At 71.5% G+C, this 25,310-nt stretch carries 23 protein-coding genes; 13 read left to right on the forward strand and 10 right to left on the reverse strand.

The window, feature by feature from the left end; translation table 11 throughout:
- Positions 1–792 carry a 2-cyclohexenylcarbonyl CoA isomerase gene (gene chcB, locus F9278_RS32780; protein ID WP_152171528.1) on the reverse strand — a complete coding sequence of 264 codons (792 nt, stop codon included), beginning with the start codon at positions 790–792 and terminating at the stop codon, positions 1–3.
- 387 nt (positions 793–1,179) lie between these two features.
- Here chcB and F9278_RS32785 point away from each other — a divergent pair, with 387 nt between their 5' ends.
- Entirely contained in the window at positions 1,180–1,347 is a 168-nt protein-coding gene (locus F9278_RS32785; protein ID WP_003966491.1) for a DUF3117 domain-containing protein, read from the forward strand.
- Between the two features lie 115 nt (positions 1,348–1,462).
- Here the strand turns inward: F9278_RS32785 and F9278_RS32790 are convergent, their stop codons facing one another.
- Positions 1,463–2,164, reverse strand: a complete 702-nt coding sequence (locus F9278_RS32790; protein WP_319023149.1) for an O-methyltransferase — start codon at positions 2,162–2,164, stop codon at positions 1,463–1,465.
- A gap of 282 nt (positions 2,165–2,446) precedes the next feature.
- On the opposite strand from F9278_RS32790, the gene sigE reads away from it, so the two are divergent.
- The 5 genes from sigE to F9278_RS32815 all read left to right on the forward strand — a co-directional run bounded on the left by sigE (position 2,447) and on the right by F9278_RS32815 (position 8,663).
- The gene (gene sigE / locus F9278_RS32795; protein ID WP_086755380.1) at positions 2,447–3,148 is read left to right on the forward strand and encodes an RNA polymerase sigma factor SigE; all 702 of its coding nucleotides are present in this window, start codon (positions 2,447–2,449) and stop codon (positions 3,146–3,148) included.
- Positions 3,145–4,368: an anti-sigma factor family protein gene (locus F9278_RS32800; RefSeq protein ID WP_152171530.1), complete on the forward strand. Its 1,224-nt coding sequence runs from the start codon at positions 3,145–3,147 to the stop codon at positions 4,366–4,368. The genes sigE and F9278_RS32800 overlap by 4 nt, the downstream gene beginning before the upstream one ends.
- A gap of 612 nt (positions 4,369–4,980) precedes the next feature.
- Complete coding sequence (locus F9278_RS32805; protein ID WP_226967349.1) at positions 4,981–6,930, forward strand: S1C family serine protease; 1,950 nt, start codon at positions 4,981–4,983, stop codon at positions 6,928–6,930.
- A 246-nt stretch (positions 6,931–7,176) separates the two neighbouring features.
- A complete protein-coding gene (locus F9278_RS32810; protein WP_152171531.1) occupies positions 7,177–7,659 on the forward strand; it encodes a sec-independent translocase in 483 nt (160 codons plus the stop codon).
- 332 nt (positions 7,660–7,991) lie between these two features.
- On the forward strand, positions 7,992–8,663 hold the full coding sequence (locus F9278_RS32815; RefSeq protein ID WP_193241736.1) for a hypothetical protein: 672 nt from the start codon (positions 7,992–7,994) through the stop codon (positions 8,661–8,663).
- A 147-nt stretch (positions 8,664–8,810) separates the two neighbouring features.
- Here F9278_RS32815 and F9278_RS32820 read toward each other — a convergent pair whose 3' ends face one another.
- The 3 genes from F9278_RS32820 to F9278_RS32830 are packed head-to-tail and all read right to left on the reverse strand — an operon-like array spanning position 8,811 to position 11,970.
- A complete protein-coding gene (locus tag F9278_RS32820) occupies positions 8,811–9,944 on the reverse strand; it encodes an Mrp/NBP35 family ATP-binding protein (RefSeq protein ID WP_152171533.1) in 1,134 nt (377 codons plus the stop codon).
- Positions 9,945–9,986: 42 nt separating this feature from the next.
- A complete protein-coding gene (locus F9278_RS32825) occupies positions 9,987–10,679 on the reverse strand; it encodes a DUF1003 domain-containing protein (protein WP_226967061.1) in 693 nt (230 codons plus the stop codon).
- Positions 10,669–11,970 (reverse strand): magnesium transporter MgtE N-terminal domain-containing protein, encoded by a 1,302-nt coding sequence (locus F9278_RS32830; RefSeq protein ID WP_152171534.1) that lies wholly within the window; start codon positions 11,968–11,970, stop codon positions 10,669–10,671. Before F9278_RS32830 ends, F9278_RS32825 begins: the two co-directional genes overlap by 11 nt.
- Positions 11,971–12,146: 176 nt before the next feature.
- Between F9278_RS32830 and F9278_RS32835 the strand changes: the two genes are divergently transcribed.
- Positions 12,147–12,905, forward strand: a complete 759-nt coding sequence (locus tag F9278_RS32835; RefSeq protein ID WP_152171535.1) for a hypothetical protein — start codon at positions 12,147–12,149, stop codon at positions 12,903–12,905.
- Positions 12,906–12,966: 61 nt separating this feature from the next.
- Here the strand turns inward: F9278_RS32835 and F9278_RS32840 are convergent, their stop codons facing one another.
- Positions 12,967–13,512, reverse strand: a complete 546-nt coding sequence (locus F9278_RS32840) for a hypothetical protein (protein WP_152171536.1) — start codon at positions 13,510–13,512, stop codon at positions 12,967–12,969.
- A gap of 41 nt (positions 13,513–13,553) precedes the next feature.
- Complete coding sequence (locus tag F9278_RS32845; protein WP_152171537.1) at positions 13,554–14,678, reverse strand: magnesium and cobalt transport protein CorA; 1,125 nt, start codon at positions 14,676–14,678, stop codon at positions 13,554–13,556.
- A gap of 561 nt (positions 14,679–15,239) precedes the next feature.
- Here F9278_RS32845 and F9278_RS32850 point away from each other — a divergent pair.
- From F9278_RS32850 to F9278_RS32865, 4 genes are all read left to right on the forward strand, one after another.
- Positions 15,240–15,824, forward strand: a complete 585-nt coding sequence (locus F9278_RS32850) for a suppressor of fused domain protein (RefSeq protein WP_152171538.1) — start codon at positions 15,240–15,242, stop codon at positions 15,822–15,824.
- 254 nt (positions 15,825–16,078) lie between these two features.
- Positions 16,079–16,720, forward strand: coding sequence for a DUF6758 family protein (locus F9278_RS32855; protein WP_152171539.1), 642 nt, complete (start codon positions 16,079–16,081; stop codon positions 16,718–16,720).
- Between the two features lie 258 nt (positions 16,721–16,978).
- A complete protein-coding gene (locus F9278_RS32860; RefSeq protein ID WP_152171540.1) occupies positions 16,979–17,839 on the forward strand; it encodes a PHP domain-containing protein in 861 nt (286 codons plus the stop codon).
- A 138-nt stretch (positions 17,840–17,977) separates the two neighbouring features.
- On the forward strand, positions 17,978–18,583 hold the full coding sequence (locus tag F9278_RS32865; RefSeq protein ID WP_152171541.1) for a MarC family protein: 606 nt from the start codon (positions 17,978–17,980) through the stop codon (positions 18,581–18,583).
- A 91-nt stretch (positions 18,584–18,674) separates the two neighbouring features.
- Here F9278_RS32865 and F9278_RS32870 read toward each other — a convergent pair whose 3' ends face one another.
- The gene (locus F9278_RS32870) at positions 18,675–18,827 is read right to left on the reverse strand and encodes a hypothetical protein (protein WP_086755393.1); all 153 of its coding nucleotides are present in this window, start codon (positions 18,825–18,827) and stop codon (positions 18,675–18,677) included.
- A gap of 237 nt (positions 18,828–19,064) precedes the next feature.
- Between F9278_RS32870 and F9278_RS32875 the strand changes: the two genes are divergently transcribed.
- Positions 19,065–19,970: an NYN domain-containing protein gene (locus F9278_RS32875; protein ID WP_193241737.1), complete on the forward strand. Its 906-nt coding sequence runs from the start codon at positions 19,065–19,067 to the stop codon at positions 19,968–19,970.
- A gap of 26 nt (positions 19,971–19,996) precedes the next feature.
- Here F9278_RS32875 and F9278_RS32880 read toward each other — a convergent pair whose 3' ends face one another.
- Together F9278_RS32880 and F9278_RS32885 are read right to left on the reverse strand one after the other, a co-directional pair.
- A complete protein-coding gene (locus F9278_RS32880; protein ID WP_152171543.1) occupies positions 19,997–20,875 on the reverse strand; it encodes an alpha/beta fold hydrolase in 879 nt (292 codons plus the stop codon).
- 400 nt (positions 20,876–21,275) lie between these two features.
- On the reverse strand, positions 21,276–23,768 hold the full coding sequence (locus F9278_RS32885) for a DEAD/DEAH box helicase (protein ID WP_226967062.1): 2,493 nt from the start codon (positions 23,766–23,768) through the stop codon (positions 21,276–21,278).
- A 535-nt stretch (positions 23,769–24,303) separates the two neighbouring features.
- On the opposite strand from F9278_RS32885, the gene F9278_RS32890 reads away from it, so the two are divergent.
- Entirely contained in the window at positions 24,304–25,077 is a 774-nt protein-coding gene (locus F9278_RS32890) for a ferritin-like fold-containing protein (protein ID WP_152171544.1), read from the forward strand.
- The last annotated feature ends 233 nt before the right edge of the window (positions 25,078–25,310 follow it).

Raw genomic sequence — 25,310 nt, forward strand, 5'->3', positions numbered from 1 at the left:
TCACCGCCCCAAATACTTCGGCTCCTCCTTGTTCACGAAGGCCCGTACGGCGATCCGGTGGTCCTCCGAGGCCCCCGCCCGGGTCTGCAGCTCGTCCTCCTTCTCCAGCGTCTCCGCCAGCGTGTGGGAGAACCCGTACGCCACCGCCTCCTTGATCGCCGCGTACGCCACCGTCGGCCCCGAGGCCAGCATCCGCGCCACCTGCTCGGCGGCATCGTGCAGCGAGGCGGACGGCACGAGCCGGTTCGCGATGCCCAGCTCGTACGCCTCCTGGGCCTTGATGCTGCGCGGGAACAGCAGCAGATCGGCGGCCCGACCGGGGCCGATCACCCGCGGCAGCGTCCAGGACACCCCCGAGTCGGCGGTGAGCGCGACCCCGGCGAAGGAGGTGTTGAAGGAGGCCGTCTCCGCGACCACCCGGTAGTCGGCCGCGAGCGCGAACCCCAGGCCGGCGCCGGCCGCGACCCCGTTCACCCCGGCCACCACGGGCTTCGGCATCTCGGTGAGCGCCTTCACCACGGGGTTGTAGTGCTCCTTGACCGTGCTCATGACCTCGCCCGAGCCCTCGACCAGCAGCCCGATGTGCTCCTTCAGGTCCTGCCCCACACAGAACGCCCGGTCCCCGGCGGCGGTCAGCAGCACCGCCCGCACCGCGTCGTCCCCGGCGGCGGACTCCACGGCCTCCCGCAGGGCCACCTTCGTCGCGATGTTCAGCGCGTTCATCGCCTCGGGGCGGTTGAGCGTGATCGTCGCGAGTCCGTCGTGCACCTCGTAGAGCACGGTGTCGGCCATGGCGGTTCCCCTCCGGTGTCGCGGCTGGTGACGCAGCTGGTGACGTACTGGTCAGTACGCCTCTGTCACAGCACAGCATGGCGGAGTTCCCGGGTCCTGACCGGTGGCGGACGTGTGACCTGCGTCAAAGAATCACCAATGGCCGAGCGCCGACCCGGGACCGTGCGGCGGCGCAGTATCGCAGTCACATCGCCGAATTGGGTGGTTTTGCTCGCGCGCGTTGCCCAAGCGATGCCGACCGATGTTGGTCATCGGGTCATGAGATGCGGGATAATGGCCTGGAAGCAATGTGTTCGATGCCGGTGTCGCGTGTCCCCAGGTGGGCACGCGCCTGCCCTCCCGGGCCGTCGGCTTGGCGATGAGCTGGTTTCAGGAAGGGGTACGAGCATGGCGGCCATGAAGCCGCGGACGGGCGATGGCCCGCTCGAGGTGACCAAGGAGGGGCGGGGCATCGTCATGCGCGTTCCGCTCGAAGGCGGCGGGCGGCTCGTCGTCGAGCTGACCCCGGACGAGGCCGACGCCCTCGGCGACGCCCTCAAGAAGGTCGTCGGCTGACGCGCGTAGCGACCATACCCTTTCAGTTGCCCCGGCACCGCCGCACTCGGCGGTGCCGGGGCGCTGTTGTACCGGGGGTGGGACAGGGGGCCCGGACGGGCCCAAGAAGGGTGCCTCAGCGCTTGACCGCGCACAGCAGGCCGTCGCCCACCGGGAGCAGTGAGGGCACCAGCTCGGGGCTCTCCCGGACCGTGCGCAGCAGCTCCCGCAGCCGTATGACCTCGGTCGGCTGCGGGTTCGAGTCGACCGTGCGGCCACTGGCGAAGACACCCTCGAAGGCGACCAGGCCACCGGGTCTGAGCAGACGCAACGATTCAGCGAGGTAGTCGAGGGACTCCAGCCGGTCGCCGTCGCAGAACACCAGGTCGTAGCCGGCGTCCGCGAGCCGGGGCAGCACGTCCAGCGCGTGGCCCGGGATGAAGCGCGCGCGATTGCTGGCGAAGCCGGCCGCGCGGAACGCCTGCCGGGCGAACTGCTGGTGATCCGGCTCCGGGTCCACGGTGGTCAGCACCCCGTCCGGCCGCATACCGTGCAGCAGATGGATCCCGGAGACACCGGTCCCGGTCCCGATCTCCGCCACCGCCTTCGCGTCCACGGTGGCGGCGAGCACCCGCAGCGCGGCGCCCGTGCCGGGCGACACCGAGCGCAGCCCTGCTTCCCGGGCCCGTTCGCGGGCCCAGCGCAGCGCGTCGTCCTCGGCGACAAAGGCGTCGGCGAACGCCCAGCTCGTCAGCCGGTTGCCGGTAATGACCCTCTCCTTATGTCCCCGTGGTTGCCTGGGCGTGACTGTATCCGTTGCCGTCGGGAACCTGCTGATGGGACCGGTCGTTTAAAGGGATGAGTGAGTGACGGGGGCCGCGACGGGGGGCAGGGGATGGATCGGACCGGCGAGCAGGTGCGGGCATCGACGCAGGTGTCCACGCAGGTGCTGACCAAGCCTTATGAGCCGGATCGGCCATATGGGCCGGATCGGCGTACATCAATTTCTTATAAAACCGCTTATCCGGAGCTAACGGGCGAGGTGGCTATGGTAGGGGCTCCGCTGGACACCACCAGAGCCGACAGGGGAGGTGCGGCTGCGCCTGTGGATCGGGGAGGAGTGCTGCGGCGCTTTCTCGGATCGGCGGGCAGGCCGAAATCCGTGAACGACACCGCTGACCACAGCCACGCCGCCGTCGCACAGACCGCGACCTTCACCACGGACGCGCACGCACAGGCGTGGACTCCGCCCACCTGGGAGGAGATCGTCAGCACCCACAGCGGCCGTGTGTACCGGCTCGCCTACCGTCTGACCGGCAACCAGCACGACGCCGAGGACCTCACCCAGGAGGTCTTCGTCCGCGTCTTCCGCTCTCTGTCGACCTACACGCCCGGCACCTTCGAGGGCTGGCTGCACCGCATCACCACCAATCTCTTCCTGGACATGGTCCGGCGCAAGCAGCGCATCCGCTTCGACGCCCTCGGCGACGACGCGGCCGAGCGCCTGCCCAGCCGCGAACCCACCCCGCAGCAGATCTTCAACGACGCCCACTTCGACGCCGACGTCCAGCAGGCCCTCGACACCCTGGCGCCCGAGTTTCGCGCCGCCGTCGTCCTCTGTGACATCGAGGGCCTGTCGTACGAGGAGATCGCCGCGACCCTGGGCGTCAAGCTCGGCACGGTCCGGTCCCGGATCCACCGTGGCCGCTCGCAGCTCCGCAAGGCCCTCGCGCACCGCTCCCCGGAGGCTCGGGCCGAGCAGCGCCGCGGGTTCACGGTGCCGCGGGTGCCCGTGCTGGGAGGAGGGGGCGCGACCGCGTGAGTGGATCCCGTCCTACGCCTGCCGAGCAGCACCTGGGAGACCGTCTCTCCGCCCTGGTCGACGGAGAGCTCGGTCATGAGGCGCGTGACCGCGTCCTGGCACATCTCGCCACCTGCGCGAAGTGCAAGACCGAGGCGGACGAGCAGCGCCGCCTGAAGAACGTGTTCGCGGAGGTCGCCCCGCCACCTCCCTCCGAGAGCTTCCTGGCCAGGCTCCAGATGCTCCCGGCGGGCGGCGACGGCGACGGCGGCTCACCGCTGCCCGGTGGCTTCGGAGGAAGACTCGGGGGCACGGCCGGCGGGCCGGGTCTGCCCGTGGACCCCTCCGACTCCCGGGACCTCGCCGACTTCGGCGTCTTCGGACCCGGTGGCGACTCCTTCGGATACCTCCCGTCGGGACCACACGGCGGCGCGCTGACGCCGTCGGAGGGCCGCGGACTGCTCGGCGGCGGCCGAGGAGCGTCCGGCGGCCGTGGGTTCCTCGGTGACCGGGGCTTCCTGGGCGGGCGGGGCTTCCTGGGCGACCGCGGAATGCTGGGCGACCGTGGCTTCCTGGGCGGTGGCGGACGCGACCTCTCCGGCTCCGGGGACACGGACGACCGCGCCGACCGAGAGGAGAGAGCGGCCGACGACAGAGCCGACCGCGGGGTCACGGGCGACCGTGGCTTTCGGATCCATGACGTGAGCCGCCAGGAGGCCGAGCGCTCCGCCTCACGCGGCATGCGGTTCGCCTTCGTCGCGGCGGGCGCGGTCTCGCTGGCCGCGATCGCCCTCGGCGGCGTGACCAACGGGATGCCCGTCGAGACGGCGGACGCCCGGGGCGGTGCCGGCGCCGGCAGCAATGTCACCCCGCTGCGCACCCAGGCCTCGGGCACGGTTCCGCCCCCCGAGGCGCAGCGCCGCCGGGGATCCGTCGGGCCGCTGCTCGGACAGGGTCAGCAGTCCCTCGGCGAGGTGCCCGTCGCCCCGACGGAGATCTCCGCGCCCCTGCTGCCCGGGATCCCCGCGCCGACCGGTCAGAACCGCCGGGCGGTCCATCCGCTCACCGCGCCCGTGCTGGCCGGTGCCGCAGTGATGTCCCCGCTCATACGTCCGCTCACCGTCGCGCCTCCGCTGCAGCTGACCGACTGGTCCCCGGCACCCGAGCTGATCGGACCGGGCCTGCTGACGGCTCCCGACGCCACCTCGTCTCCCACACCCACCTCGCCCGTCCTCCGCTGACCCCGAGTTCTGCGCACCGGCCCGCGAACCTGGTTGAATCCAGAGTGGGCCGTGTCCGCTCGGGCCGCTTCCGGCCCGCGGCACTCGGCGAACGGTGGGCGGCGGGCCGGTCCTTGGGCGGGCCCTAGGTGTGGGGAGAACATGAACGAGGGGAAGCCCACGAAGGCGAAATGGTGGAGCCGCCCCCGAGCGCACGGCGCGGGGGACGGTACGGCGGGGGAACACCTCGGGGCGGCGGAAGCCGACGGACCGACGGGACCTCCCGGAGCCGCCGGGTTGCCCCCGAGTGCGGTTCGTGGCGAAAATCCCGACGGCGACTTCGAGTTGGAACGCCCGACGCCGGCCACCGGCGAGGCCGCCACCCGGACCGAGATCTACACCGACGCGGGCGCGGGCTCCGACGCGGGCTCCGAATCGGACTCGGACTCCGACTCGGACTCCGATTTCGAACTGGCCCGTCCCGTTGCCGAGGCTCCGCTCCGGTCCGGCCCCACGCCGTCCGCAGCCGCCGACGCGGACGCCGCCGTCGGCTTGGACGGCGACTTCGAACTGGAGCGACCGGCCGGGCCCAACGGCTCGTCCGCCGACACTGCTGTCGTCGATGCCCGGCCGGTGGGCGCGCAAGGTGCGTTGAGCGCCCCTGGAGCGCCCTCTGAGCGCCCCAAGCCGCTGCACGACCCCGATCCCTACGGCACCCCGCCGTACGGCGAGCCCGGCCCCTGGGCGCCCGCTCCGCCGGTCCAGCACCCGGCGACGACTCCCGCACACGGCACGCATGTCCGGGCGGCGACTCCCGCACACGGCACGCATGTCCGGGCGGCGACTCCCGCACACGGCGCGGACGCCCAGGCGGGTACACCGGCGCACGGCGTGCCCGTGACGGTGGGGGCGCCCACGGACGAGGGGGCGCACGCGCTGGGGCCCACGGCAGCGGGGGGCTCGGTGGCGGCGGGCTCGGCGGGCGGCGGAGCGCCTTCGGCTGCTGCCTCGGCTGTTGCCCCGACGTCCGCCGGAGCGCCTTCGGCGGCTGCCGCCGCGCACGCAGGGACCCCGGCCCAGGGCACCGCCGTACCGCCGACGACCCCGCAGCCGGCGGCGGTGGCCCAGCACCCGGAGGTGCCTGGGCCCGGCGTGGCCGCGTACTCCGAGACGGCCCGGCCGGCGGCGCCGTATCCCCACGCGCCCCAGCCTCCCGGGGCCTCCTACGCCTACCCGTCGCAGCCGGGCCCGCCGCCCTTCGGGGACTCGGCGCAGGCTGTGGCCCCTCCCTACGCGGGCGGGACGCATCCTGTACCGCCTCCTTTCGGGGACTCGGCCCACCCCGTGCCGCCTCCCTACGCGGGCGGGGGGCAGCCCGCGCGCGGTGTGCCGGGGGTGGCGCAAGGGCCCTGGCAGAACTACGACCCTTGGGCCGGGTCGGGGTCGTTGCAGCAGAACGGGGCGCGGCCACGTCGACGGAGCGGCCGGGTCCTGCTGGTGGGGGCCTTGCTGATCGCCGTCGTCGCCGGAGGCATCGGCGGAGCCGTGGGCGCGTATCTGGAGCGGAACGGCGGTGTCGGGGCGATCGAACTGCCGCAGACCAGCGACGGGGTGACGGACCGGGCGCCCGACAGCGTCGCCGGGATCGCCGCCAGCGCCCTGCCCAGCGTCGTGACCCTCCATGTCAGCGGGGACAGCGCACAGGGCACCGGCACCGGGTTCGTGCTCGACGAGCGCGGCCACATCCTCACCAACAACCATGTCGTCGACCCCGCCGGCACGAACGGCGACATATCTGTGACGTTCAGCGGCGGAGAGACCGCCGAGGCCACCATCGTCGGCCGGGACACGGGCTACGACCTGGCCGTCGTCAAGGTGTCCGGCGTCGGCGGACTCAAGCCGCTGCCCCTGGGCAACTCGGAGGAGGTCCAGGTCGGCGACCCGGTCGTCGCCATCGGCGCCCCCTTCGACCTGGCGAACACGGTCACCTCCGGCATCATCAGCGCCAAGGAACGGCCCATCACGGCCGGCGGTGAGAGCGGCGACGTCAGCGATGTGTCGTACGTGGACGCGCTGCAGACCGACGCGCCGATAAACCCCGGCAACTCCGGCGGCCCGCTGCTCGACGGCAAGGCCCGGGTGATCGGCATCAACAGCGCCATCCGCTCGGCCGGCAGCGGCTCCGAGTCGGACGGCGGGCAGGCCGGTTCGATCGGGCTGGGCTTCGCGATACCCATCAACCAGGGCAAGCGCGTCGCCGAGGAGCTGATCAACACCGGCAAGGCGACCCACCCGGTGATCGGTGTCACCCTCGACATGGACTACGCGGGCGACGGCGCCCGTATCGGCGACGAGGGTGACGGCGACGGCACCGGGGTGGCCTCGGGCGGCCCCGCCGACCGGGCGGGCATCCGCTCGGGCGACGTCATCACCGAGGTCGACGGCCAGCGTGTGCACTCCGGCGACGAACTGATCGTCAAGGTCCGCGCCCACCGCCCCGGCGACCGCCTGGAACTCACCCTCCTGCGCGACGGCAGGGAGCGGACGGTCACCCTCACCCTCGGCTCGTCCGGCGGCGCCTGACCGCCGGGCATCGGCCGCGACGGCGGGACGACGGAGGAGCCGTACTGACAGCAACTTCACAGGAGGGGGTCCCGCACCCCCTCCTGTCAGGCAAACAGCTGGGAAAACCCGTCGTTCGGGCATGGTCGGAAGGCGCCTGACGGTACCGGTTCCGCGGGATCGCCGGGTACCGTGGATCCGGCCCGGACCACGGAAGACCTGCCGAGGCCCGCGGATCGGGACCGAGGACATCGCAAGGAGCTTCAGGTGTTCAATGACATAGGTGCGCTCGAGGTGGTGACGCTCGTCGTCCTCGCCGTGCTCGTCTTCGGTCCGGACAAGCTCCCGAAGGTGATCCAGGACGTCACGCGGACCATCCGCAAGATCCGCGAGTTCTCGGACAGCGCCAAGGCGGACATCCGCAGCGAACTGGGCCCGGAGTTCAAGGACTTCGAGTTCGAGGACCTCAACCCCAAGACGTTCATCCGCAAGCAGCTGGACAACGACGAACTGGGGCTGAAGGAGATCCGCAACGGCTTCGACCTGAAGAAGGAGATGGCCGAGCTGACGGACGCGGTCCACGGCCGCGAGTCCGAGTCGTCGTCCTCGTCCTCCTCCTCGGCCGCCGCCATCGGCTCCGGCTCCGAGGCCGCCGCGTCCGGCCCGTCCGGCTCGTCCGGCGGAACCATCGACATGACCAAGAAGCCCGAGCAGGTCGAGCGTCCGCCGTACGACATGGACGCCACCTGAGGCGTACCCCCGGCCGCCGTGCGCCCGCCCGCCGCGCACCGGGCCGCCGGATGTCCGTCCACCGCCCGTAACGGCCTCCGGCCTGCCCTTCCGCGCCGTACGCCCGTGTGCCGCCGCGCCCCCGTACGTGATGCGATTCATACCGCCACGCACCCTCGTACGGCCCGAAGCCGCCCGTACGCCGTCCCACGCGCCGGGCGCTTTCCCTGCTGCTCGGAGAGCTGTGGCTATGCTGCCCAGTTGTTGTGCGGACCGCAGGAGAGCGAGCGACGACGCCCGAGGGGGGCGGGCGGCCGCTCCGGTCCGTCGAGAGCGAGGAGGCGTCCGGGCACATGGAGACGACGAGTCGGGTAGGCGCGCAGGCGTCGGCCGCGGAGGGTGGACAACAGCTCCCCTCCGCCCGTCGCACGGTCGACGGCTATCTGCTGGCGTCCTTCCCTTGGTACGGCCTCGACGAGGCCTTCACGGGGCCGCGCTGGCTGATGCAGGTCGGTACGTCGGCGGAAGGGGCCGTCGAGCACGGTTCGATCGGACACGGCGACGAGCCCTCGGTGCGCAACGAGTACACCGCCGGGTCGGACGACGAGGTCAAGGAGCGGTTCGCGGTCGTGGTGACCGTCGCGGAGAATCCGTCCCGCAGGAGCGCCGACGGTACGGGGCTGCTGGAAGCCACGTCGGTCTCCTCGGCGGCGTGGCTCGCCGGCGTGGGGCTGCTGTCCTTCACCTGGCCCGGTCAGTTGGACCACTCCCTGCGGGACGACTGGCTGGATCAGCAGACCGAGGCCGCGTGGGTGTTGGCCGACGATCTCGCCGGGGAGGACTGGTCGACGCTGTCCCTGCCCGTGGACGGGGTTCCCACGCCGTTCCACTACCGCGAGTCCGAGTTCGGCTGGGTGCTGGCCGGGTCGACCTCGGAGGGGGTGCATGTGGGGGCGTACGGGAGAGGGATGAGCGCGTACGGTCTCGGCTTCGCCGTGATCAAGGACATCGAGGGGTACGCGTAGGGCTTTGAAGGGCACCGTCGGGTTGTGCGGGGGTGCCCTTCAGCGCCGTAGGGCTTCGGTGGGTTTTGGGGGCTGCGGGTGCGTCGTGGTTGCTCGCGCGGTTCCCCGCGCCCCTTTGTGTGCGGCCCCAGGCTTCGGCAGGTGGCCCTAGAACTTGTTCCTCGGGGTGATTCCCAGGCTCATGCCCGACAGGCCCCTCTGACGGCCGCCCAGCTTGCCCGCGATGGCGCGCAGGGCGGCGCCGGCGGGGGAGTCGGGGTCGGAGAGGACGACCGGGCGGCCGTCGTCGCCGCCCTCGCGGAGGCGGACGTCGATGGGGATGGAGCCGAGGACCGGGACGGTGGCGCCGGTGGTGCGGGTGAGGCCGTCGGCGACGGACTGGCCGCCGCCGGTGCCGAAGACGTCCACCATCTCGTCGCAGTGCGGGCAGGGCAGGCCCGCCATGTTCTCGACCACGCCGACGATCTTCTGGTGGGTCTGCACGGCGATGGAACCGGCGCGCTCGGCGACCTCGGCCGCCGCCTGCTGAGGGGTCGTCACGACGAGGATCTCGGCGTTCGGGACCAGCTGCGCCACCGAGATCGCGATGTCGCCGGTGCCCGGCGGGAGGTCGAGGAGCAGCACGTCCAGGTCGCCCCAGTAGACGTCCGAGAGGAACTGCTGCAACGCCCGGTGCAGCATCGGGCCGCGCCAGACCACCGGGGTGTTGCCCGGGGTGAACATACCGATCGAGATGACCTTCACGCCGTTCGCGGACGGCGGCATGATCATGTTCTCGACCTGGGTGGGAAGGCCGTCGGCGCCCAGCATGCGGGGCACGGAGTGGCCGTAGATGTCGGCGTCGACGACGCCCACCTTCAGGCCGTCGGCGGCCATCGCCGCCGCCAGGTTCACCGTCACCGAGGACTTGCCGACGCCGCCCTTGCCGGAGGCGACGGCGTACACGCGCGTGAGGGAGCCCGGCTTGGCGAACGGGACCTCGCGCTCGGCCTGGCCGCCGCGCAGGGCGCCCGCCAGCTCCTTGCGCTGCTCGTCGCTCATGACGTCCAGTTCGACGTCGACGCGGGTGACGCCCTCGACGCGCGCGACCGCATCGGTCACGCGCTGGGTGATCGTGTCCCGCATGGGGCAGCCGGAGACCGTCAGGTACACGGCGACCGCGACCGCTCCGTCCGCACCGATCTCCACCGACTTGACCATCCCGAGTTCGGTGATGGGACGGTTGATCTCGGGGTCGTTCACCGTCGACAGTGCTTCACGCACCGCGTCTTCCGTAGCCATAGGACGATGGTACGGCGCCGCGCGGGGCCCCTGGGAGGCCCGTCAGCGGTCGCCCATGTCACGTCCGCGCGGCTGCTCCGGCGGGAATACGGTCCGGGTCCCGCGCGGCCCCTCCCCGTCGTGCTCGTGCAACTCCCTGACCAGGTCATGAAGCTCCGAGCGCAGCCAGTCGCGGGTGGCGACCTCGCCGAGCCCGATCCGCAGCGCGGCGATCTCCCTGGTCAGATACTCGGTGTCGGCGATCGACCGCTCGTTCTGCTTGCGGTCCTGTTCGAGGTTGACCCGGTCGCGGTCGTCCTGGCGGTTCTGCGCGAGCAGGATCAGCGGGGCGGCGTACGAGGCCTGGAGGGAGAGCATCAGGGTCAGGAAGATGAAGGGGTAGGTGTCGAAGCGCAGGTCGCGCGGGGCGGAGACGTTCCAGACCACCCAGAGGATGATGACGACGGTCATCCACACGAGGAACGTGCCGGTGCCCAGGAAGCGCGCGATCCGCTCCGAGAGCCGTCCGAAGGCCTCCGGGTCCCACTCGGGCAGGAACCTGGTCCGGCGCGGCAGCGGCTGGTCGAGCCGTGTACGCGGGCGGGCGGTTGCGCCGGTGGGCGTGCGTTCCCGCAGCGGCGCTCCGGACGACGACGCGCGCTCGCGCACGCCCGCGCTGGAGTGCGCCCGCTCACGCCCCGCGTTCCTCCCGTCCCGCCCGTCCCGCCCCTCGCGCCTGTCCCGCTCAGGAACCATCGAGGGCCCCCTCGTCCTCGACGAGACCGTCGTCCTCGTGCAGATGGAACTCCGTCTCCCGCCAGTCCTCGGGCAGCATGTGGTCCAGTACGTCGTCCACGGTCACCGCGCCCAGCAGCGAGCCGCTCTCGTCGACCACGGGCGCCGCGACCATGTCGTACGTCGCGAAGAACCCGGCGACGGCGCGCAGCGCGGCCTCCGGGTCCAGCGGCTGGAGATCGTCGTCGAGGATCGAGCCGACCAGGGTGTACGGCGGGTCCCGCAGCAGCCGCTGGAAGTGGACCGTGCCCAGGTACTTGCCGGTCGGGGTCTCGTCCGGCGGCCGGCACACGTACACCTGGGCGGCGAGCGCGGGGGACAGGTCGGCGTTGCGGACCCGGGCGAGCGCGTCGGCGACGGTCGCGTCCGGGCGCAGCACGATCGGCTCGGTGGTCATCAGACCGCCGGCGGTCTTCTCCTCGTACGCCATGAGCCGGCGTACGTCCGCCGCGTCGTCCGGCTGCATCAGCGTCAGCAGGCGCTCCTGCTCCTCCTCCGGCAGCTCGGCGAGGAGGTCGGCGGCGTCGTCCGGGTCCATGGCCTCCAGGACGTCGGCGGCCCGCTCCTCCTTGAGCTTGCCGAGGATCTCGATCTGGTCGTCCTCGGGCAGCTCCTCCAGGACGTCGGCGAGCCGGTCGTCGTCGAGGGCGGCGGCGACCTCGGCCCGGCGCTTGGGGGAGAGGTGGTGCAGCACGTTGGCGAGGTCGGCCGGGCGGAGCTGCTCGAAGGTCGCGAGGAGGTTCTCGGCGCCCTGCCCGTGCTCCTCCAGGGAGAACCCGGTGACCGCCGACCACTCCACGGTCAGCGTCTCGCCCTTGTGCCGCCGGAAGGCCCCGGCCTTCCCCTTCCGTACGAACACCCGGTCGATCTCCCAGTCCCGGCGGGCCGGCAGCTGCTGGACCGAGATGTCGCGGACGGACACCTCCTCGCCCGTCTCGACCAGGGTCACGCGCCGGTCCAGCAGTTCACCGATCACGAGGCGCTCGGTGGGCCGCTGTTCGAACCGGCGCACATTGAGGACACCGGTGGTGATGACCTGGCCGGACTCGATGCCGGTGACCCGGGTCATGGGCAGGAAGATCCGGCGGCGGGTGGAGAGTTCGACGACCAGACCCAGCAGCCGCGGCGGTTTGCGCCCCACCCGCAGGATGGCCACCAGATCGCGGACGCGGCCCACCTGGTCGCCGTTCGGGTCGAACACGGCGACGCCGGAGAGATGGGAGACGAAGATCCGGGGCGCCACCGCCGCCATGAGCCGCCCCTTTCCTTCCCGTCGCGAGGGGATTGTCCGCCGAGGAGGGCTTCAGGCTAGCCCGTCCCGATCGGATATGCCCTGGTGAGCGGTCCGGACGGACTGGCTCCGAGGTGTGCCGGAGGCCCCGGTACTCTGCGGTACGCCTGGACTCCCCACGAAGAGGTGCATCGCCTGTGACTGTGATTCCCCGTACCCGAAGGGCCGCACTGGTGAGCGCCGTCTGCACCCTCGTGGCGAGCGGGCTGGGGCTCACCGGATGCGGCGAGGACCCCAACGAGGGCACCAACGGGGTCGGCAAGCTGGAACCGGCGAAGATCCAGAGCACGACCAGGGCGGCGGCCACCGCGGCTGACACGGTCCGGCTGTCCGGGGCCGTGGTGAGCAACGGCAGGACCTACAAGCTGGACATGCGCCTGAAGGAGGACGGCGGCACCGGTTCGGTGACGTCCGAGGGGTCCACCTTCCGGCTGCTGAAGGTCGGCGAGCACCTCTTCCTCAAGGCCGACAAGGACTTCTGGGACCATCAGGACACGGGCAAGGGCTCGGCGGGGGACGAGGACTCCGAGGCAGCCGCCGCGGACAAGCTGGACGGCATGTATGTGAAGGTGCCGACCGGCGACCCGGCCTACAAGCGCTTCAGCGGCTTCACAGACAAGGACGTCCTCCTCAACAGCCTGCTCACCCTGCACGGCACGCTGTCCACCGACGGCCACCACGAGCAGTCCGGCACCCGCACCATCCGCATCACCGGTGACAAGGGCTCCGGCGGCACTCTCGACGTCTCCCTCGAAGGCACCCCCTACCCCCTGCGCCTGGTCCGGGCCGGCGACGCCGGAACCATCCTCCTCACCGACTGGGGCAAGGACTTCACCCTGGAGGAGCCGGACGACAAGTCGGTCGTGGACTACGGCAAGCAGCTGCCCACGTCGTAGCCGGTCCGCGTCTCTCGGCCCGCTCCACCGCGGCGACGGTCAGCCACGCCCGCAGCCGCGGTCAGCCACGCCTGCGGCGGCCGAAGAGCAGACGCGGCACCGCCGCCGGGATCGGCAGCCGGGTGGTCGCGGGCGTCGCTACCGGCGCCTCGGCCAGGTCGTCGTCCGGCAGGGGGAGGGTCGTCCCCGTCGGCTTCAGCCGGAGCACCCGGCACTCGCGGGCCCAGCGGGCCGGCATCGCCTCGCCGTCGGGGGCGTTGAGGCGCTTGCCCTTGAGTTCGGCCACGACGGCCTCCCACTCGGGGGAGTCGGGGGCCAGTTCGACGACATCGGCGGTCCAGCCGGCCAGCCGACCGCCCTTGTCCTTGCTGCGGACGGTCACCACCGCCGATCCCCCGTCGACCAGCCCCGGCAGCGGCTGCTCACCGGGACCGTCCCCGACCACACACGCCGCACCCTCGTGCCAGACGTGCCACAGGGCGCGTGACACGCCACCCTGCCCCCGCACCCAGACGAGCCCGGACTTCTTGGTGGCCTCCTCGACGAGGGCCTGATCGAACAGCGCGTCGGCGGTCGGCGCGTCGGCGCCCGGCGGGTCGGCGGTCATGGGGGCAGCCTAACCGCGCCCCCACGCCCCGCCCCGCCGGCCTACAGCCACCCGTTGCGCTTCAGCGTCCGGTGGATGCCGAGGCAGAGCGCGACCGTGACGCCGAGGACGACCGGGTAGCCGTACTTCCAGTGCGTCTCCGGCATGTAGTCGAAGTTCATGCCGTAGACGCCGCACACCATCGTCGGTACGGCGATGATGGCCGCCCATGACGTGATCTTGCGCATGTCCTCGTTCTGCGCGACGGAGGACTGCGCCAGGTTCGCCTGGAGGATCGAGTTGAGGAGTTCGTCGAAGCCGACGACCTGCTCCTGGACGCGGGCGAGGTGGTCGGCCACATCACGGAAGTACTTCTGGATGTCCGGGTCGATCAGCCGCATCGGCCGCTCGCTCAGCAGCTGCATGGGCCGCACCAGCGGCAGCACCGCGCGCTTGAACTCCATGACCTCGCGCTTGAGTTGGTAGATCCGGCCGGCGTCGGTGCCCCGGGGCGTGCCCTTGCGCCCGGGGGAGAACACCTCCGTCTCCACCTCGTCGATGTCGTCCTGCACGGCGTCCGCGACCGCCACGTATCCGTCGACGACATGGTCGGCGATGGCGTGCAGCACGGCCGAGGGGCCCTTGGCGAGCAACTCCGGGTCGTCCTGCAGCCGGTGACGCAGCGCCCGGAGCGAGCCCTGCCCGCCGTGCCGGACGGTGATGAAGAAGTCCCGTCCGGTGAAGCACATGACCTCGCCGGACTCCACGACCTCGCTGGTGGCGGTGAGTTCGTCGTGCTCGACGTAGTGGATGGTCTTGAAGACGGTGAACAGGGTGTCGTCGTAACGCTCCAGCTTCGGCCGCTGGTGCGCGTGCACCGCGTCCTCCACGGCCAGCGGGTGCAGCCCGAACTCGGCCGCGATACCGGCGAATTCGGCCTCCGACGGCTCGTGCAGGCCGATCCAGACGAAGCCACCGTCCCGGCGCACCTGACGGATCGCCTCGTGCGGGGTCAGATTGCGCTCGAACTCGACGCGGGCCCCGTCGCGGTAGACGGCGCAGTCCACGACGGCCGTCGCCGCCTCCGCCGGACGCGTGGCGTCGTACACGCCACCGTCCTTGCGCAGCGAAAGACGCGAGGGACGGGACGGGCGAACGGCGGCACGCAGGTTGTGGATCATCGACATGAGCAGGCTCCTTCGCAACGAAAGGCCGCCGACGACGGTTGGAACTACCCGGAATGGGGACGTTTTGACTGCGGATGTTTGGCACGTCCACAAAGCGGGGAGCACCGCACCGTCGCGGTGACAGCTTCGCGTGATTCAGATGCGCTTGATTCAGATCAAGACGGGAAAGAAGTGCTCTTCCGATGCGCGACGACCGACGAGCGGCACGACGCGAGTGAGGGTGGCAGCCAGCGGAGCGAGAACTACGGCTACGACAAGAGCTACGGAACTCGGCGCGCGGAAGAGCGGGTGGTACTGCCAGGCCGACTTCGGTCCATCGCAGCCCCACCTCCTCCGGCCGGTCCCCCGTGAGGGACGTTCCATACCCCATCCGGGGTTCCCCGTAGGGGAGTCAGTCTTCTCGGTCCGGGACGCGAAGGCTTGAGAAACACTTGAGAAGCCTTGAGTGCGAGGCTTCTGTGTGCTGCCCGCGTGCTGTCCCGACCGGCGCCCCAGACTAACAGTCGGCTGAAGTGTCAAGGCGCCCGTTTGCCGGTTCCTGACGAGTTCTATGCTCGGTTCATGGCTGATGTTCTTCCGTTGGTGGAGGCCCGTTTGCGCACCGCGCTGGGCGAACCGGACGCGCGCGCCGCGGTCACCTTCCTCGGCACGGACCGCTTCGAGGTGCTCCGTTTCACCGACGGCGACGTCGTCCGCTACGCCACGCTCGGCATGTCCGCCCAGCCGATGGCCGACCCCACCGCCGTCCTCGCCGACCCCGTCAAGGGTCCCCGCGCCGAGCTGGTCCTGTCCGTACGGCACGGCCTCGCCGACACCGACAAGGTGCTCCGCCCGCTCGCCGTGCTCGCCGCGTCACCGCAGGTCGAGGGCGTGATCGTGGCCCCCGGCGCCTCCCTCGACGTGGGCGGCCCGCTCTGGCCCGGCGCCCCCTTCACCTCCGTGCTCGTCGCCGAGTCCGGCGGCCTGGTCGAGGACCTGGAACTCGACGCCCCCGCCGATCCCGTACGGTTCCTGCCCCTCCTCCCGATGACCGCCAACGAGGCCGCCTGGAAGCGGGTGCACGGCGCCCAGGCCCTCCAGGAGCGCTGGCTCACCCAGGGGACCGACCTTCGCGATCCGGTGCGCGGGTCGGCTTCCCTGGGCTGACGGGACCGCTCCGATCCGACGTCCCCATGTGACGGACGGCACGCCGTACGTGACCGGGGGCGGCTCGACAGGTGGCCGAAAACCACCGCTTCCCTTGGCCGTGTGGGTAGTTGATCCCGTTGGTCGGTCCGACGGACCGTCCGCCGCCCGGAGACCGGCGTTCGTGCGCGGTTCGTGCGCGGAATGTGACGCGCTCACGCCGGACGGGTGATCGTCCTTGACGCGAGGAACCACGGGGAGGACCGTTGGGCCCTATGAGGGGCGAACCCAGTTGCCCGAAGTGTGGTGGCCGGGTCAGGGCTCCCGGCCTCTTTGCCGATTCCTGGCAGTGCGCCGCGCACGGGACGGTGCACCCGCTGCAGCCCGTGATCCCGCCCAGCGTCGAGGCCCTCAGCGTCGTGGTGCACCGCGCCAAGGTGCCCGTCTGGATGCCGTGGCCGCTGCCGGTGGGCTGGCTGTTCACGGGTGCCGCGTTCGCCGGGGACGACCGCAGCGGCGGACGCGCCACCGCCGTCGCCTGCTCCGGACCCGGCCCGCTCGGCGGCGTCGGAGAACTCGTCCTCATCGCGGAGGAGCTCGGCGTCGGCCTCGGCTCGCGGTACGCGGGCATCGACGGACCCGACCCCGGGCCGTATCTGAGCGTGGAGAAACCGCCCCAGGCGAAGGTGCTCGCCGCGGGCCGGCCGACACCGCTCTGGCATGTCACCGGCACACCGGACGACCGCGCGGTCTTCGCGGGGGAGGCGCTCGGCCTCTGGCTCTGGGCGATCGTCTGGCCCGAGCAGACGGGGCTGCTGATGTACGACGAACTCGTGCTGACGGATCTGCGGGACGCGGGCGCGGAGGTGGAGCTGCTGCCGTGCGGGGCGCTCTCACCGAGAATCCTGGAGCCGTAGGGCGCGTTGCTTGAAGAGCGGGCGCCTGACCTGAGGGGGCGGGGGTTCCGTGCTCGGGCGGCTGCGGGTTCGCCGTGGCTGGTCGCGCGGTTCCCCGCGCCCCTGGCGTGACTGCGCCCGGCCAGGTTGAGCGGCGCCCCTCCCCGGTACCTGTAGGGGGCACTCTGAGGTTTCGAGTGTGACAGGAGTAGCCCGGAAGGGCGCTACCCTTGAGCGTCCGCTTCCGTTTCTTCGTCTAGCGCGCCTGGAGTCCGAGTCGTGCGTATCGATCTGCACTGCCACTCCACGGCCTCCGACGGTACGGACACTCCCGCGGAGCTGGTGCGGAAGGCGGGCGCGGCCGGACTGGACGTCGTCGCGCTGACCGACCACGACACCACGCGCGGGCACGCCGAGGCGATCGCCGCGCTGCCGGAAGGGCTCACGCTGGTCACCGGCGCCGAGCTGTCGTGCCGCCTCGACGGCGTCAGCATGCATATGCTCGCCTACCTGTTCGACCCCGAGGAGCCCGACCTGCTCGCCGAGCGCGAACTGGTCCGGGACGACCGGGTGCCGCGGGCCCGGGGCATGATCGCCAAGCTGAACGACCTGGGCGTACCGGTGACCTGGGACCAGGTCGCGCGGATCGCCGGCGACGGTTCCGTGGGTCGCCCGCACGTGGCCACCGCCCTCGTCGAACTCGGCGTCGTACCGACCGTGGGCGACGCCTTCACCGAGCAGTGGCTCGCGGACGGCGGCCGAGCCTACGTCGAGAAGCACGAGACCGACCCCTTCGAGGCGATCCGGCTGATCAAGGGCGCCGGCGGTGTCGCCGTCTTCGCCCACCCCGCCGCCGCCAAGCGCGGCCGGACCGTGCCGGAGTCCGCGATCGCCGAGCTGGCCGCCGCCGGGCTCGACGGCATCGAGGTCGACCACATGGAGCACGACCCGGCGACCCGGGCACGGCTGCGCGGCCTCGCGAAGGAACTGGGGCTGCTCACCACGGGCTCCTCCGACTACCACGGCAGCCGCAAGACCTGCGTGCTCGGCGAGTACACGACCGACCCCGAGGTGTACGGGGAGATCACGCGCCGGGCCACCGGAGCGTTTCCCGTCCCGGGGGCGGGCGGGGTTCGCTAGCCGATCCCCCGGTTTCGTACGGCACCCGGCGGCTGCCGGCTGTGCCCACCCGTTCCGCCCGCGGAACGATTGCCCACAGTGGTTCTGGACCGTGGGCTGCCCACTCTCTTTCGCTCTTCACTCCCGCAAGGCACCCCTGTGTTCGATCTCGCCGTCTTCGGTTCCCTCTTTCTCACCCTCTTCGTGATCATGGATCCCCCGGGGATCACGCCGATCTTCCTCGGGCTCACCGCCGGGCGGCCCGCGCGCACCCAGAAGCGGATGGCCTTCCAGGCCGTATGCGTGGCCGGTGGTGTGATCACCGTCTTCGGGCTGCTCGGGCATCAGATCCTGGCCCATCTGCATGTGTCCGTACCGGCGCTGATGATCGCGGGCGGGCTGCTGCTTCTGCTGATCGCGCTGGATCTGCTGACCGGCAAGTCGGACGAGCCCACGCAGACGAAGGACGTGAACGTCGCCCTCGTCCCGCTGGGCATGCCGCTGCTGGCCGGCCCCGGGGCGATCGTGTCCGTGATCCTCGCGGTGCAGAAGGCGGACGGCGTGGCCGGTCAGGTGTCCGTGTGGGCCGCGATCCTGGCCATCCACGTCGTGCTGTGGCTGACCATGCGGTACTCGCTGCTGATCATCCGCGTCATCAAGGACGGCGGTGTGGTCCTGGTGACCCGGCTCGCGGGCATGATGCTCTCCGCGATCGCCGTCCAGCAGATCATCAACGGTGTCACCCAGGTCGTCCGAGCCGCCTAGCTCACCCGGACATCCGGCTCACCCGGACGTAACAGAGCCCCGTACGGCATCGATGCCGTACGGGGCTCTGAAGTGTGAACGGATCCGCGTACTACGAGGCGGTCACGTCGGCCGGGCGGATCCAGAGGCGCTGCCCGATGGCGGCGGCCTGCTGCACGATCCGGTTGACGGAGGCGGCATCCACGACGGTGCTGTCCACGGGCGTGCCGCTGACATCGTCGAGTCGCAGGATTTCGAAGCGCAAGGGCTTCTCCCTTCGTCTGGTCATCCTCCTGAGGAGAACTACTGGTGCTGGTTCACGGGTCATCGGTGCCCGTGTTCCATACGGAGTCAACGGTATGCGTGTTACAAACATTCCTTACGCTAAGGAAAATTTTCGAGAAGCTAATTACTAGCTGGTAAGTGGTGTGGGGGGTATGTCTACCCGCAGGCAAGAAGACTGATTGGGACCGGTTGTGTTCGCAGCGTGACCGCCGGGACAATGGAAGCAATGAACGACGACCTCACGGCGCTCGGCGCCCGCATCGACCGTACGAACGAGCTGCTGCACCGCATGCTCGCCGAGGTGGCGAAGACACCCTCGACACACGCGATCTTCGTCGATGCGGGCTATCTGTACGCGGCCGCGGGGCGGCTCGTCGCCGGAACGGAGGACCGGCGGTCCTTCGACCTGGACGCGGAGGGACTGATCGACGCCCTGATCGACAAGGCGCGCACGATCTTCGCGGACAGCCGGCTGCTGAGGGTCTACTGGTACGACGGGGCCCGCCGCCGCATCCACACGGCGGAGCAGCAGTCGATCGCCGAGCTGCCGGACGTGAAGGTGCGGCTCGGCAACCTCAACGCCAACAACCAGCAGAAGGGCGTCGACTCCCTCATCCGCACCGATCTGGAGTCGCTGGCCCGGCATCGCGCGATCAGCGACGCGGCCCTCATCGGCGGCGACGAGGACCTGGTCTCGGCGGTCGAGGCCGCGCAGGGGTACGGGGCGCGGGTCCATCTGTGGGGCATCGAGGCGCCCGAGGGCCGCAACCAGGCGGAGCCGCTGCTGTGGGAGGTCGACAGCCAGCGGACCTTCGACCTGGACTTCTTCAAGCCGTATGTGTCACGGCGGACCGCCGCCACCTACGACGCCCCCACCGGCGCCCGCCCCACCCGCGAGGACGTCCGCTTCGTAGGCGCCCAGATCGCCGCGAAGTGGCTCGCCTCCCGGGGCCGGGAGACCTTGCAGGAACTGCTCCACGGCCACCCGTACCTGCCCGGCTCGGTCGACCAGGACCTGCTCGTCGAGGCGGAGGGGCTGCTCCAGTACTCGCTGCGCGGGCAGGCGGACCTCAGACGGGCACTGCGGGACGGCTTCTGGGAGCACTTGCGGGCGCAGTACTAGGGGCTCGCCCTGCCCGGCTGCTGGGCTCAGCGGGTGGTGATCCCGTCCCAGAATCCGATGAGGGCGTCCGCCGTCGCCTTCGGCTGATCGGTGTTGGGGGAGTGCTCGGCGTCGCGGACGACGGTGCGACGGGCGTTCAGCCGTACGGCCATGTCGTCGAGGAGCGGGATCGGCCAGGTGTCGTCGCGTTCGCCGGACAGGACGTGCTGGGGCAGGTCCACGGCGGCGAGTTCGGCGACGCGGTCGGGTTCCGAGCAGAGCTGGCGGCCCGTGGCGATCAGTTGGGCGGGGCTGGTGGCGAGCCAGCGGCGGCGCAGGTCGTCGCGGTCGTCCAGCCCTTCGTCGAGGGCGCCCGTCTCGGTCTCCTCGGGCTCCGGCGCGTCCATCGCCTGGATGGCGTCCCACACCTGCGCCATGTCCATCACGGCGAGGGCGTCCCGCAACAGCTTCACGCGCTCCTGCTGGCCGGCCGAGATCTGGGCGGGCCCCGAGGCCATGAGGGTGAGCGAGGCGAAGGGGGAGGCGTCCAGCAGCAGGGCGGCGCGGGAGATCTGGCCGCCGAGGGAGTGACCGACGAGATGCAGCGGACCACCGTCGCTCACGGCCTCCGCCTGGGCGAGCAGATCCTTTGCCAACTCGGCCTGTGCGTAAGGCGCTTCGTCGTCCTCCGCCCCCGGGCTCTCGTACTGCCCCCGCCCGTCCACCGCCACCGACCGATAGCCCGCCTCCGCCAACGGCTCGTGCAACGCGATGAAGTCCTCCTTGCTCCCGGTGAACCCCGGCACGAGCAGGACGGTCCCCTTCACCGCCGTGCCCGCCTCGATCACGGCGAACTCCCCGCGGGGGGTACGCAGACGATGTGCACGGGCGCCGGGCGGCGGTGTGAAGGTAGGGGGACGACTCATGGGTGGAGGGTAACCGGCCACGGCCCCGGACGACCGTCCCACCCCTGCGTCCGGGTGGGGCGCGCTTTCGGGTGCGGGTCCGGTGGGGCTTCTCGCGCAGTTCCCCGCGCCCCTCAAGGGCCTCCGGCCCTTGGGCGCAGACCGGCCCTTCGGCCCGAAGAGCACGGGGCGCAGCCCCGGCTCTTCAGGGGCGCGGGGAACTGCGCGACCAGCCCCCACCGGACCCGCACCCGAAAGCGCACCCCCCGCGCGGAGCGCGAAAGCGGGTCGAAGGGCGCAGCCCCTGGGGATGGGATGGGACGGGTAGGGGCGGCGGAAGCGAGAAGCCCTGGAAACGCCGAAGGCCCGGCCCCCCGAAGGGAAACCGGACCTTCTACTCGGCAGCTACGGCAGAACCGCCTCAGCCCTCCGTGCCCTCCACGGCGGCCACAGCCTTCCGCACACGCCGCCGAGGCGCCGGAGCCTCAGCCCCACCGTCCTCGACGACAGCCGGAGCCGCGGCCTTCCGCGTACGACGAGGCTTAGTGGCCTGCTCCTCCGTAGGCTGAGCAGGAACCACCCCCTCACCCGTCGCGGTCACGGTCGCCGCGGCCTTCCGCGTACGACGACGCGGCGCAGGAGCCTCGACCTCGACGCCGGCCTCGTCCACGGCAACGGCGGCTTCGGCCACCTTGCGTGTACGACGCCGGGGCTTGGCCGGTGCCTCCTCGGCAACGGCTTCCTCGACCACGGTCTCGACGGGCGCGGTCTCGACGGGCGCCGCGACCTTACGCGTACGGCGGCGCGGCGCGGCGGCAACCTCGGCGGTCGCCCCCTCGGCCGTGTCGACCGCGGCCACGGCGGCCTCCGCGGTCTTGCGGGTCCGACGACGCGGCGCGGGCGCGGCCTCCTCGGCGACAGCCTCCACCACGCTCTCGGCGGCCTCCGCCACACTCTTGCGAGCCCGACGGCGCGTCTTGGGCGCCTCGACGGCGTCGACGGCGGCCTCGGCCGCACCGTCCGTCGTCTCGACGACGGCCTCGGCGCTCTCCGCGGCCTTCCGGGTCCGGCGCCGGGGCTTGGCCGGTGCCTCCTCGGCCACGGCCTCCTCGACCACGGTCTCGACGGGCGCGGCCGCGACGGGCGCCGCGACCTTCCGCGTACGACGACGCGGCTTGGCCGGAGCCTCGGCGGTGTCGAGCGAGGCTTCCGCGCTCGGCGCCACCTCGGCGACGGCGGCAGCCTCGACGGCTTCCACGGCCGCCGCGGCGTCCACGGACTTGCGGGTCCGACGGCGACGCGGCTTCGGCGCCTCCTCGGCCGACTCGACGGGCGTACCCGCAGTCGTACCGGCGACGGTCCCGACCACGGCCTCGGCCCGCTCGATCGGCGTGCTCTCGACCGTCTCGGCAGTCTCGGCCGTCTCGACAGCGGCCTCGGCGGCGGGGTTCGCCCCGACCCGGGTGCGACGACGACGGCGAGGCGTACGGGGCTCGGACTCGACCGAGTCGCCACCCGGCGTCTGCACGGACGGCGCGGACGCGGGCGCCGACGGCTCGGTGACCGTCGCGGCTTCCGGGGCGACGCCGTCGAGCGTGGCGCCACCGCGCGTACGGCGGCGACGACGCGGCGTACGCGCCGGGCGCTCACGCTCACGCTCGCGCTCGGCGGCGGGCGCCGGGCCGGAGGAACGGCCGCCACGACCGCGCGGACCGCGCCCGCCCGGCTCGCCGAGGTCTTCCAGCTCCTCGGCCTCCAGACCGGCCCGGGTGCGCTCGGAGCGCGGCAGGACACCCTTGGTGCCCGCCGGGATGCTCAGCTCCTCGAAGAGGTGCGGGGAGGTGGAGTACGTCTCCGGCGGGTCGTTGAACCCGAGGTCCAGCGCCTTGTTGATGAGCTGCCAGCGCGGGATGTCGTCCCAGTCGACGAGGGTGATCGCGATGCCCTTGGCACCCGCGCGGCCCGTACGGCCGATGCGGTGCAGGTACGTCTTCTCGTCCTCGGGGGACTGGTAGTTGATGACGTGGGTGACACCCTCGACATCGATGCCTCGGGCGGCGACGTCGGTGCAGACGAGGACGTCCACCTTGCCGTTGCGGAAGGCGCGCAGCGCCTGCTCGCGGGCGCCCTGGCCGAGGTCGCCGTGGACCGCGCCGGAGGCGAAGCCCCGCTGCTTGAGCTGGTCGGCGAGGTCGGCGGCGGTGCGCTTGGTACGGCAGAAGACCATGGCCAGTCCCCGGCCGTCGGCCTGCAGTATGCGCGCGACCAGCTCGGGCTTGTCCATGTTGTGCGCGCGGTAGATGTGCTGCGAGGTGTTGCGGACCGTCGCGCCCTCGTCGTCCGGGGCCGTGGCACGGATGTGCGTCGGCTGGGACATGTAACGGCGGGCGAGACCGATGACCGCGCCCGGCATGGTCGCCGAGAACAGCATCGTCTGGCGGCGGGCCGGAAGCATGTTGATGATCTTCTCGACGTCGGGCAGGAAGCCCAGGTCGAGCATCTCGTCGGCCTCGTCGAGGACCAGGCACTTGACGTGCTTCAGGTTCAGCTTCTTCTGGCCCGCGAGGTCGAGGAGCCGCCCGGGGGTGCCGATGACGACGTCCACGCCCTTCTTGAGGGCCTCGACCTGGGGCTCGTAGGCACGGCCGCCGTAGATGGCGGTGACGCGGACGTTGCGCACCTTGCCGGCGGTCAGCAGGTCGTTGGTGACCTGGGTGCACAGCTCTCGGGTCGGGACGACGACGAGCGCCTGCGGGGAGTCGACCAGGTCCTCTGGCTTGGCACGCCCGGCCTCGACATCGGCGGGGACGACCACGCGCTCGAGCAGCGGGAGGCCGAAGCCCAGCGTCTTGCCGGTACCGGTCTTGGCCTGGCCGATGACGTCGGTGCCGGTGAGGGCGACCGGGAGGGTCATCTCCTGGATGGGGAAGGGGTTGACGATGCCGACGGCCTCAAGGGCCTCGGCCGTCTCGGGAAAGATCCCGAGATCTCGGAAAGTCGTAGTCAGGGTGCTGCCTCTTCTGTGTACGCGGTGTGAGGCGAGCGCGGGGGTCGTGTCGGACCGTGCCGGGGACGTCGGCCGCCTCACGGGCGGGCCGTGTGGCACGGGACCACTGCCGACGCTCTAGCGCTCATACCGCTGAGGGGTTCCCTCCGGACGCCGTACGCGGAGTGCCGTACGGAAAAGGAGGGCTGTCGGGTCGGAGCCGATCGGGCCACCGACCGGGCATCCTCATGCGTGCGGCCTGTCGAGATACGGTCGAGCGATCGAACTACGTCCGAACTATGTCGACGTACCAGCAGGCGCATTACCACCATACCCCGGAATCGCGCATATGCGATGGCCGATTTGGTCACGTAGTCGTCGTCACATCGAATCACGCGCCGATTCGTGCGCCGGGGGCGCACTGCGTGACCAGGCCCTTCCGCGTTGCGCGAAGCGGGCTATTGTGCGCTTCATGACCACGTCTGACAAGCCTGAGAACGCCACCGGCGGCGAGTCCGCCGCCGACGACACCGCCGAGGTCACCGGGATCGCCGCCCAGGACTGGGACCGGGCCTCCGCCGACCCGCAGTACCGCGCGGCGGTGGTGGATCTGCTGGGGGCGCTGGCGTACGGGGAGCTGGCGGCGTTCGAACGGCTCGCGGAGGACGCGAAGCTGGCGCCGACCCTCGTCGACAAGGCGGAGCTGGCGAAGATGGCGGCGGCCGAGTTCCACCACTTCGAGAGGCTCGCCGGTCGGCTCACCGAGATCGGCGAGGAGCCGACGCGGGCCATGGAGCCGTTCGTCGACGCGCTCGACGGCTTCCACAAGCAGACCGCGCCGTCGGACTGGTTGGAGGGACTCGTCAAGGCGTATGTCGGCGACTCGATCGCCAGCGACTTCTACCGAGAGGTCGCGGCGCACCTCGACTCGGACACCCGCGGGCTGGTGCTCGCCGTGCTCGACGACACGGGGCACGCCGGGTTCGCCGTGGAGAAGGTGCGTGCCGCGATCGACGAGGACCCGCGCGTGGGCGGCCGACTGGCGCTGTGGGCGCGGCGGTTGATGGGGGAGGCGCTGTCGCAGTCGCAGCGGGTGGTGGCCGACCGGGACGCCCTGTCCACGATGCTCGTGGGCGGTGTCGCCGACGGCTTCGATCTGGCCGAGGTGGGGCGGATGTTCTCGCGGATCACCGAGGCGCACACCAAGCGGATGGCCGCGCTGGGCCTCGCGGCGTGAGCGGGGGCTCCTATGCCCTGTCGTTTGGATCACGCCGGCTTCGGGCCACGGTGCCTGGTGACCGCCGGTGAGCGGGGCCTGGTGCGTGCGGCTGCAAGGCGGAGGAGGGCGTCGACGCGGAGCGTCGGCGACTGACGACAACGCGGCAGATGCGCGTGCCACGCCCCGCGGCCCAGGCGTGAGCCAAACGACAGGCCCTAGTACTGCAACCGCATCTGCGGGTTGTGGCCTCG

It is taken from the genome of Streptomyces phaeolivaceus (assembly GCF_009184865.1).
GTDB lineage: Bacteria > Actinomycetota > Actinomycetes > Streptomycetales > Streptomycetaceae > Streptomyces > Streptomyces phaeolivaceus.

Coding starts and splice junctions, on each gene's coding strand:
- chcB (WP_152171528.1), bottom strand. CDS start 792: ATGGCCGACACCGTGCTCTACGAGGTGCACGACGGACTCGCGACGATC.
- F9278_RS32785 (WP_003966491.1), top strand. CDS start 1,180: ATGGCGGCCATGAAGCCGCGGACGGGCGATGGCCCGCTCGAGGTGACC.
- F9278_RS32815 (WP_193241736.1), top strand. CDS start 7,992: ATGGAGACGACGAGTCGGGTAGGCGCGCAGGCGTCGGCCGCGGAGGGT.
- F9278_RS32820 (WP_152171533.1), bottom strand. CDS start 9,944: ATGGCTACGGAAGACGCGGTGCGTGAAGCACTGTCGACGGTGAACGAC.
- F9278_RS32825 (WP_226967061.1), bottom strand. CDS start 10,679: ATGGTTCCTGAGCGGGACAGGCGCGAGGGGCGGGACGGGCGGGACGGG.
- F9278_RS32830 (WP_152171534.1), bottom strand. CDS start 11,970: ATGGCGGCGGTGGCGCCCCGGATCTTCGTCTCCCATCTCTCCGGCGTC.
- F9278_RS32840 (WP_152171536.1), bottom strand. CDS start 13,512: ATGACCGCCGACCCGCCGGGCGCCGACGCGCCGACCGCCGACGCGCTG.
- F9278_RS32845 (WP_152171537.1), bottom strand. CDS start 14,678: ATGTCGATGATCCACAACCTGCGTGCCGCCGTTCGCCCGTCCCGTCCC.
- F9278_RS32850 (WP_152171538.1), top strand. CDS start 15,240: ATGGCTGATGTTCTTCCGTTGGTGGAGGCCCGTTTGCGCACCGCGCTG.
- F9278_RS32855 (WP_152171539.1), top strand. CDS start 16,079: ATGAGGGGCGAACCCAGTTGCCCGAAGTGTGGTGGCCGGGTCAGGGCT.
- F9278_RS32875 (WP_193241737.1), top strand. CDS start 19,065: ATGGAAGCAATGAACGACGACCTCACGGCGCTCGGCGCCCGCATCGAC.
- F9278_RS32880 (WP_152171543.1), bottom strand. CDS start 20,875: ATGAGTCGTCCCCCTACCTTCACACCGCCGCCCGGCGCCCGTGCACAT.
- F9278_RS32885 (WP_226967062.1), bottom strand. CDS start 23,768: ATGACCCTCCCGGTCGCCCTCACCGGCACCGACGTCATCGGCCAGGCC.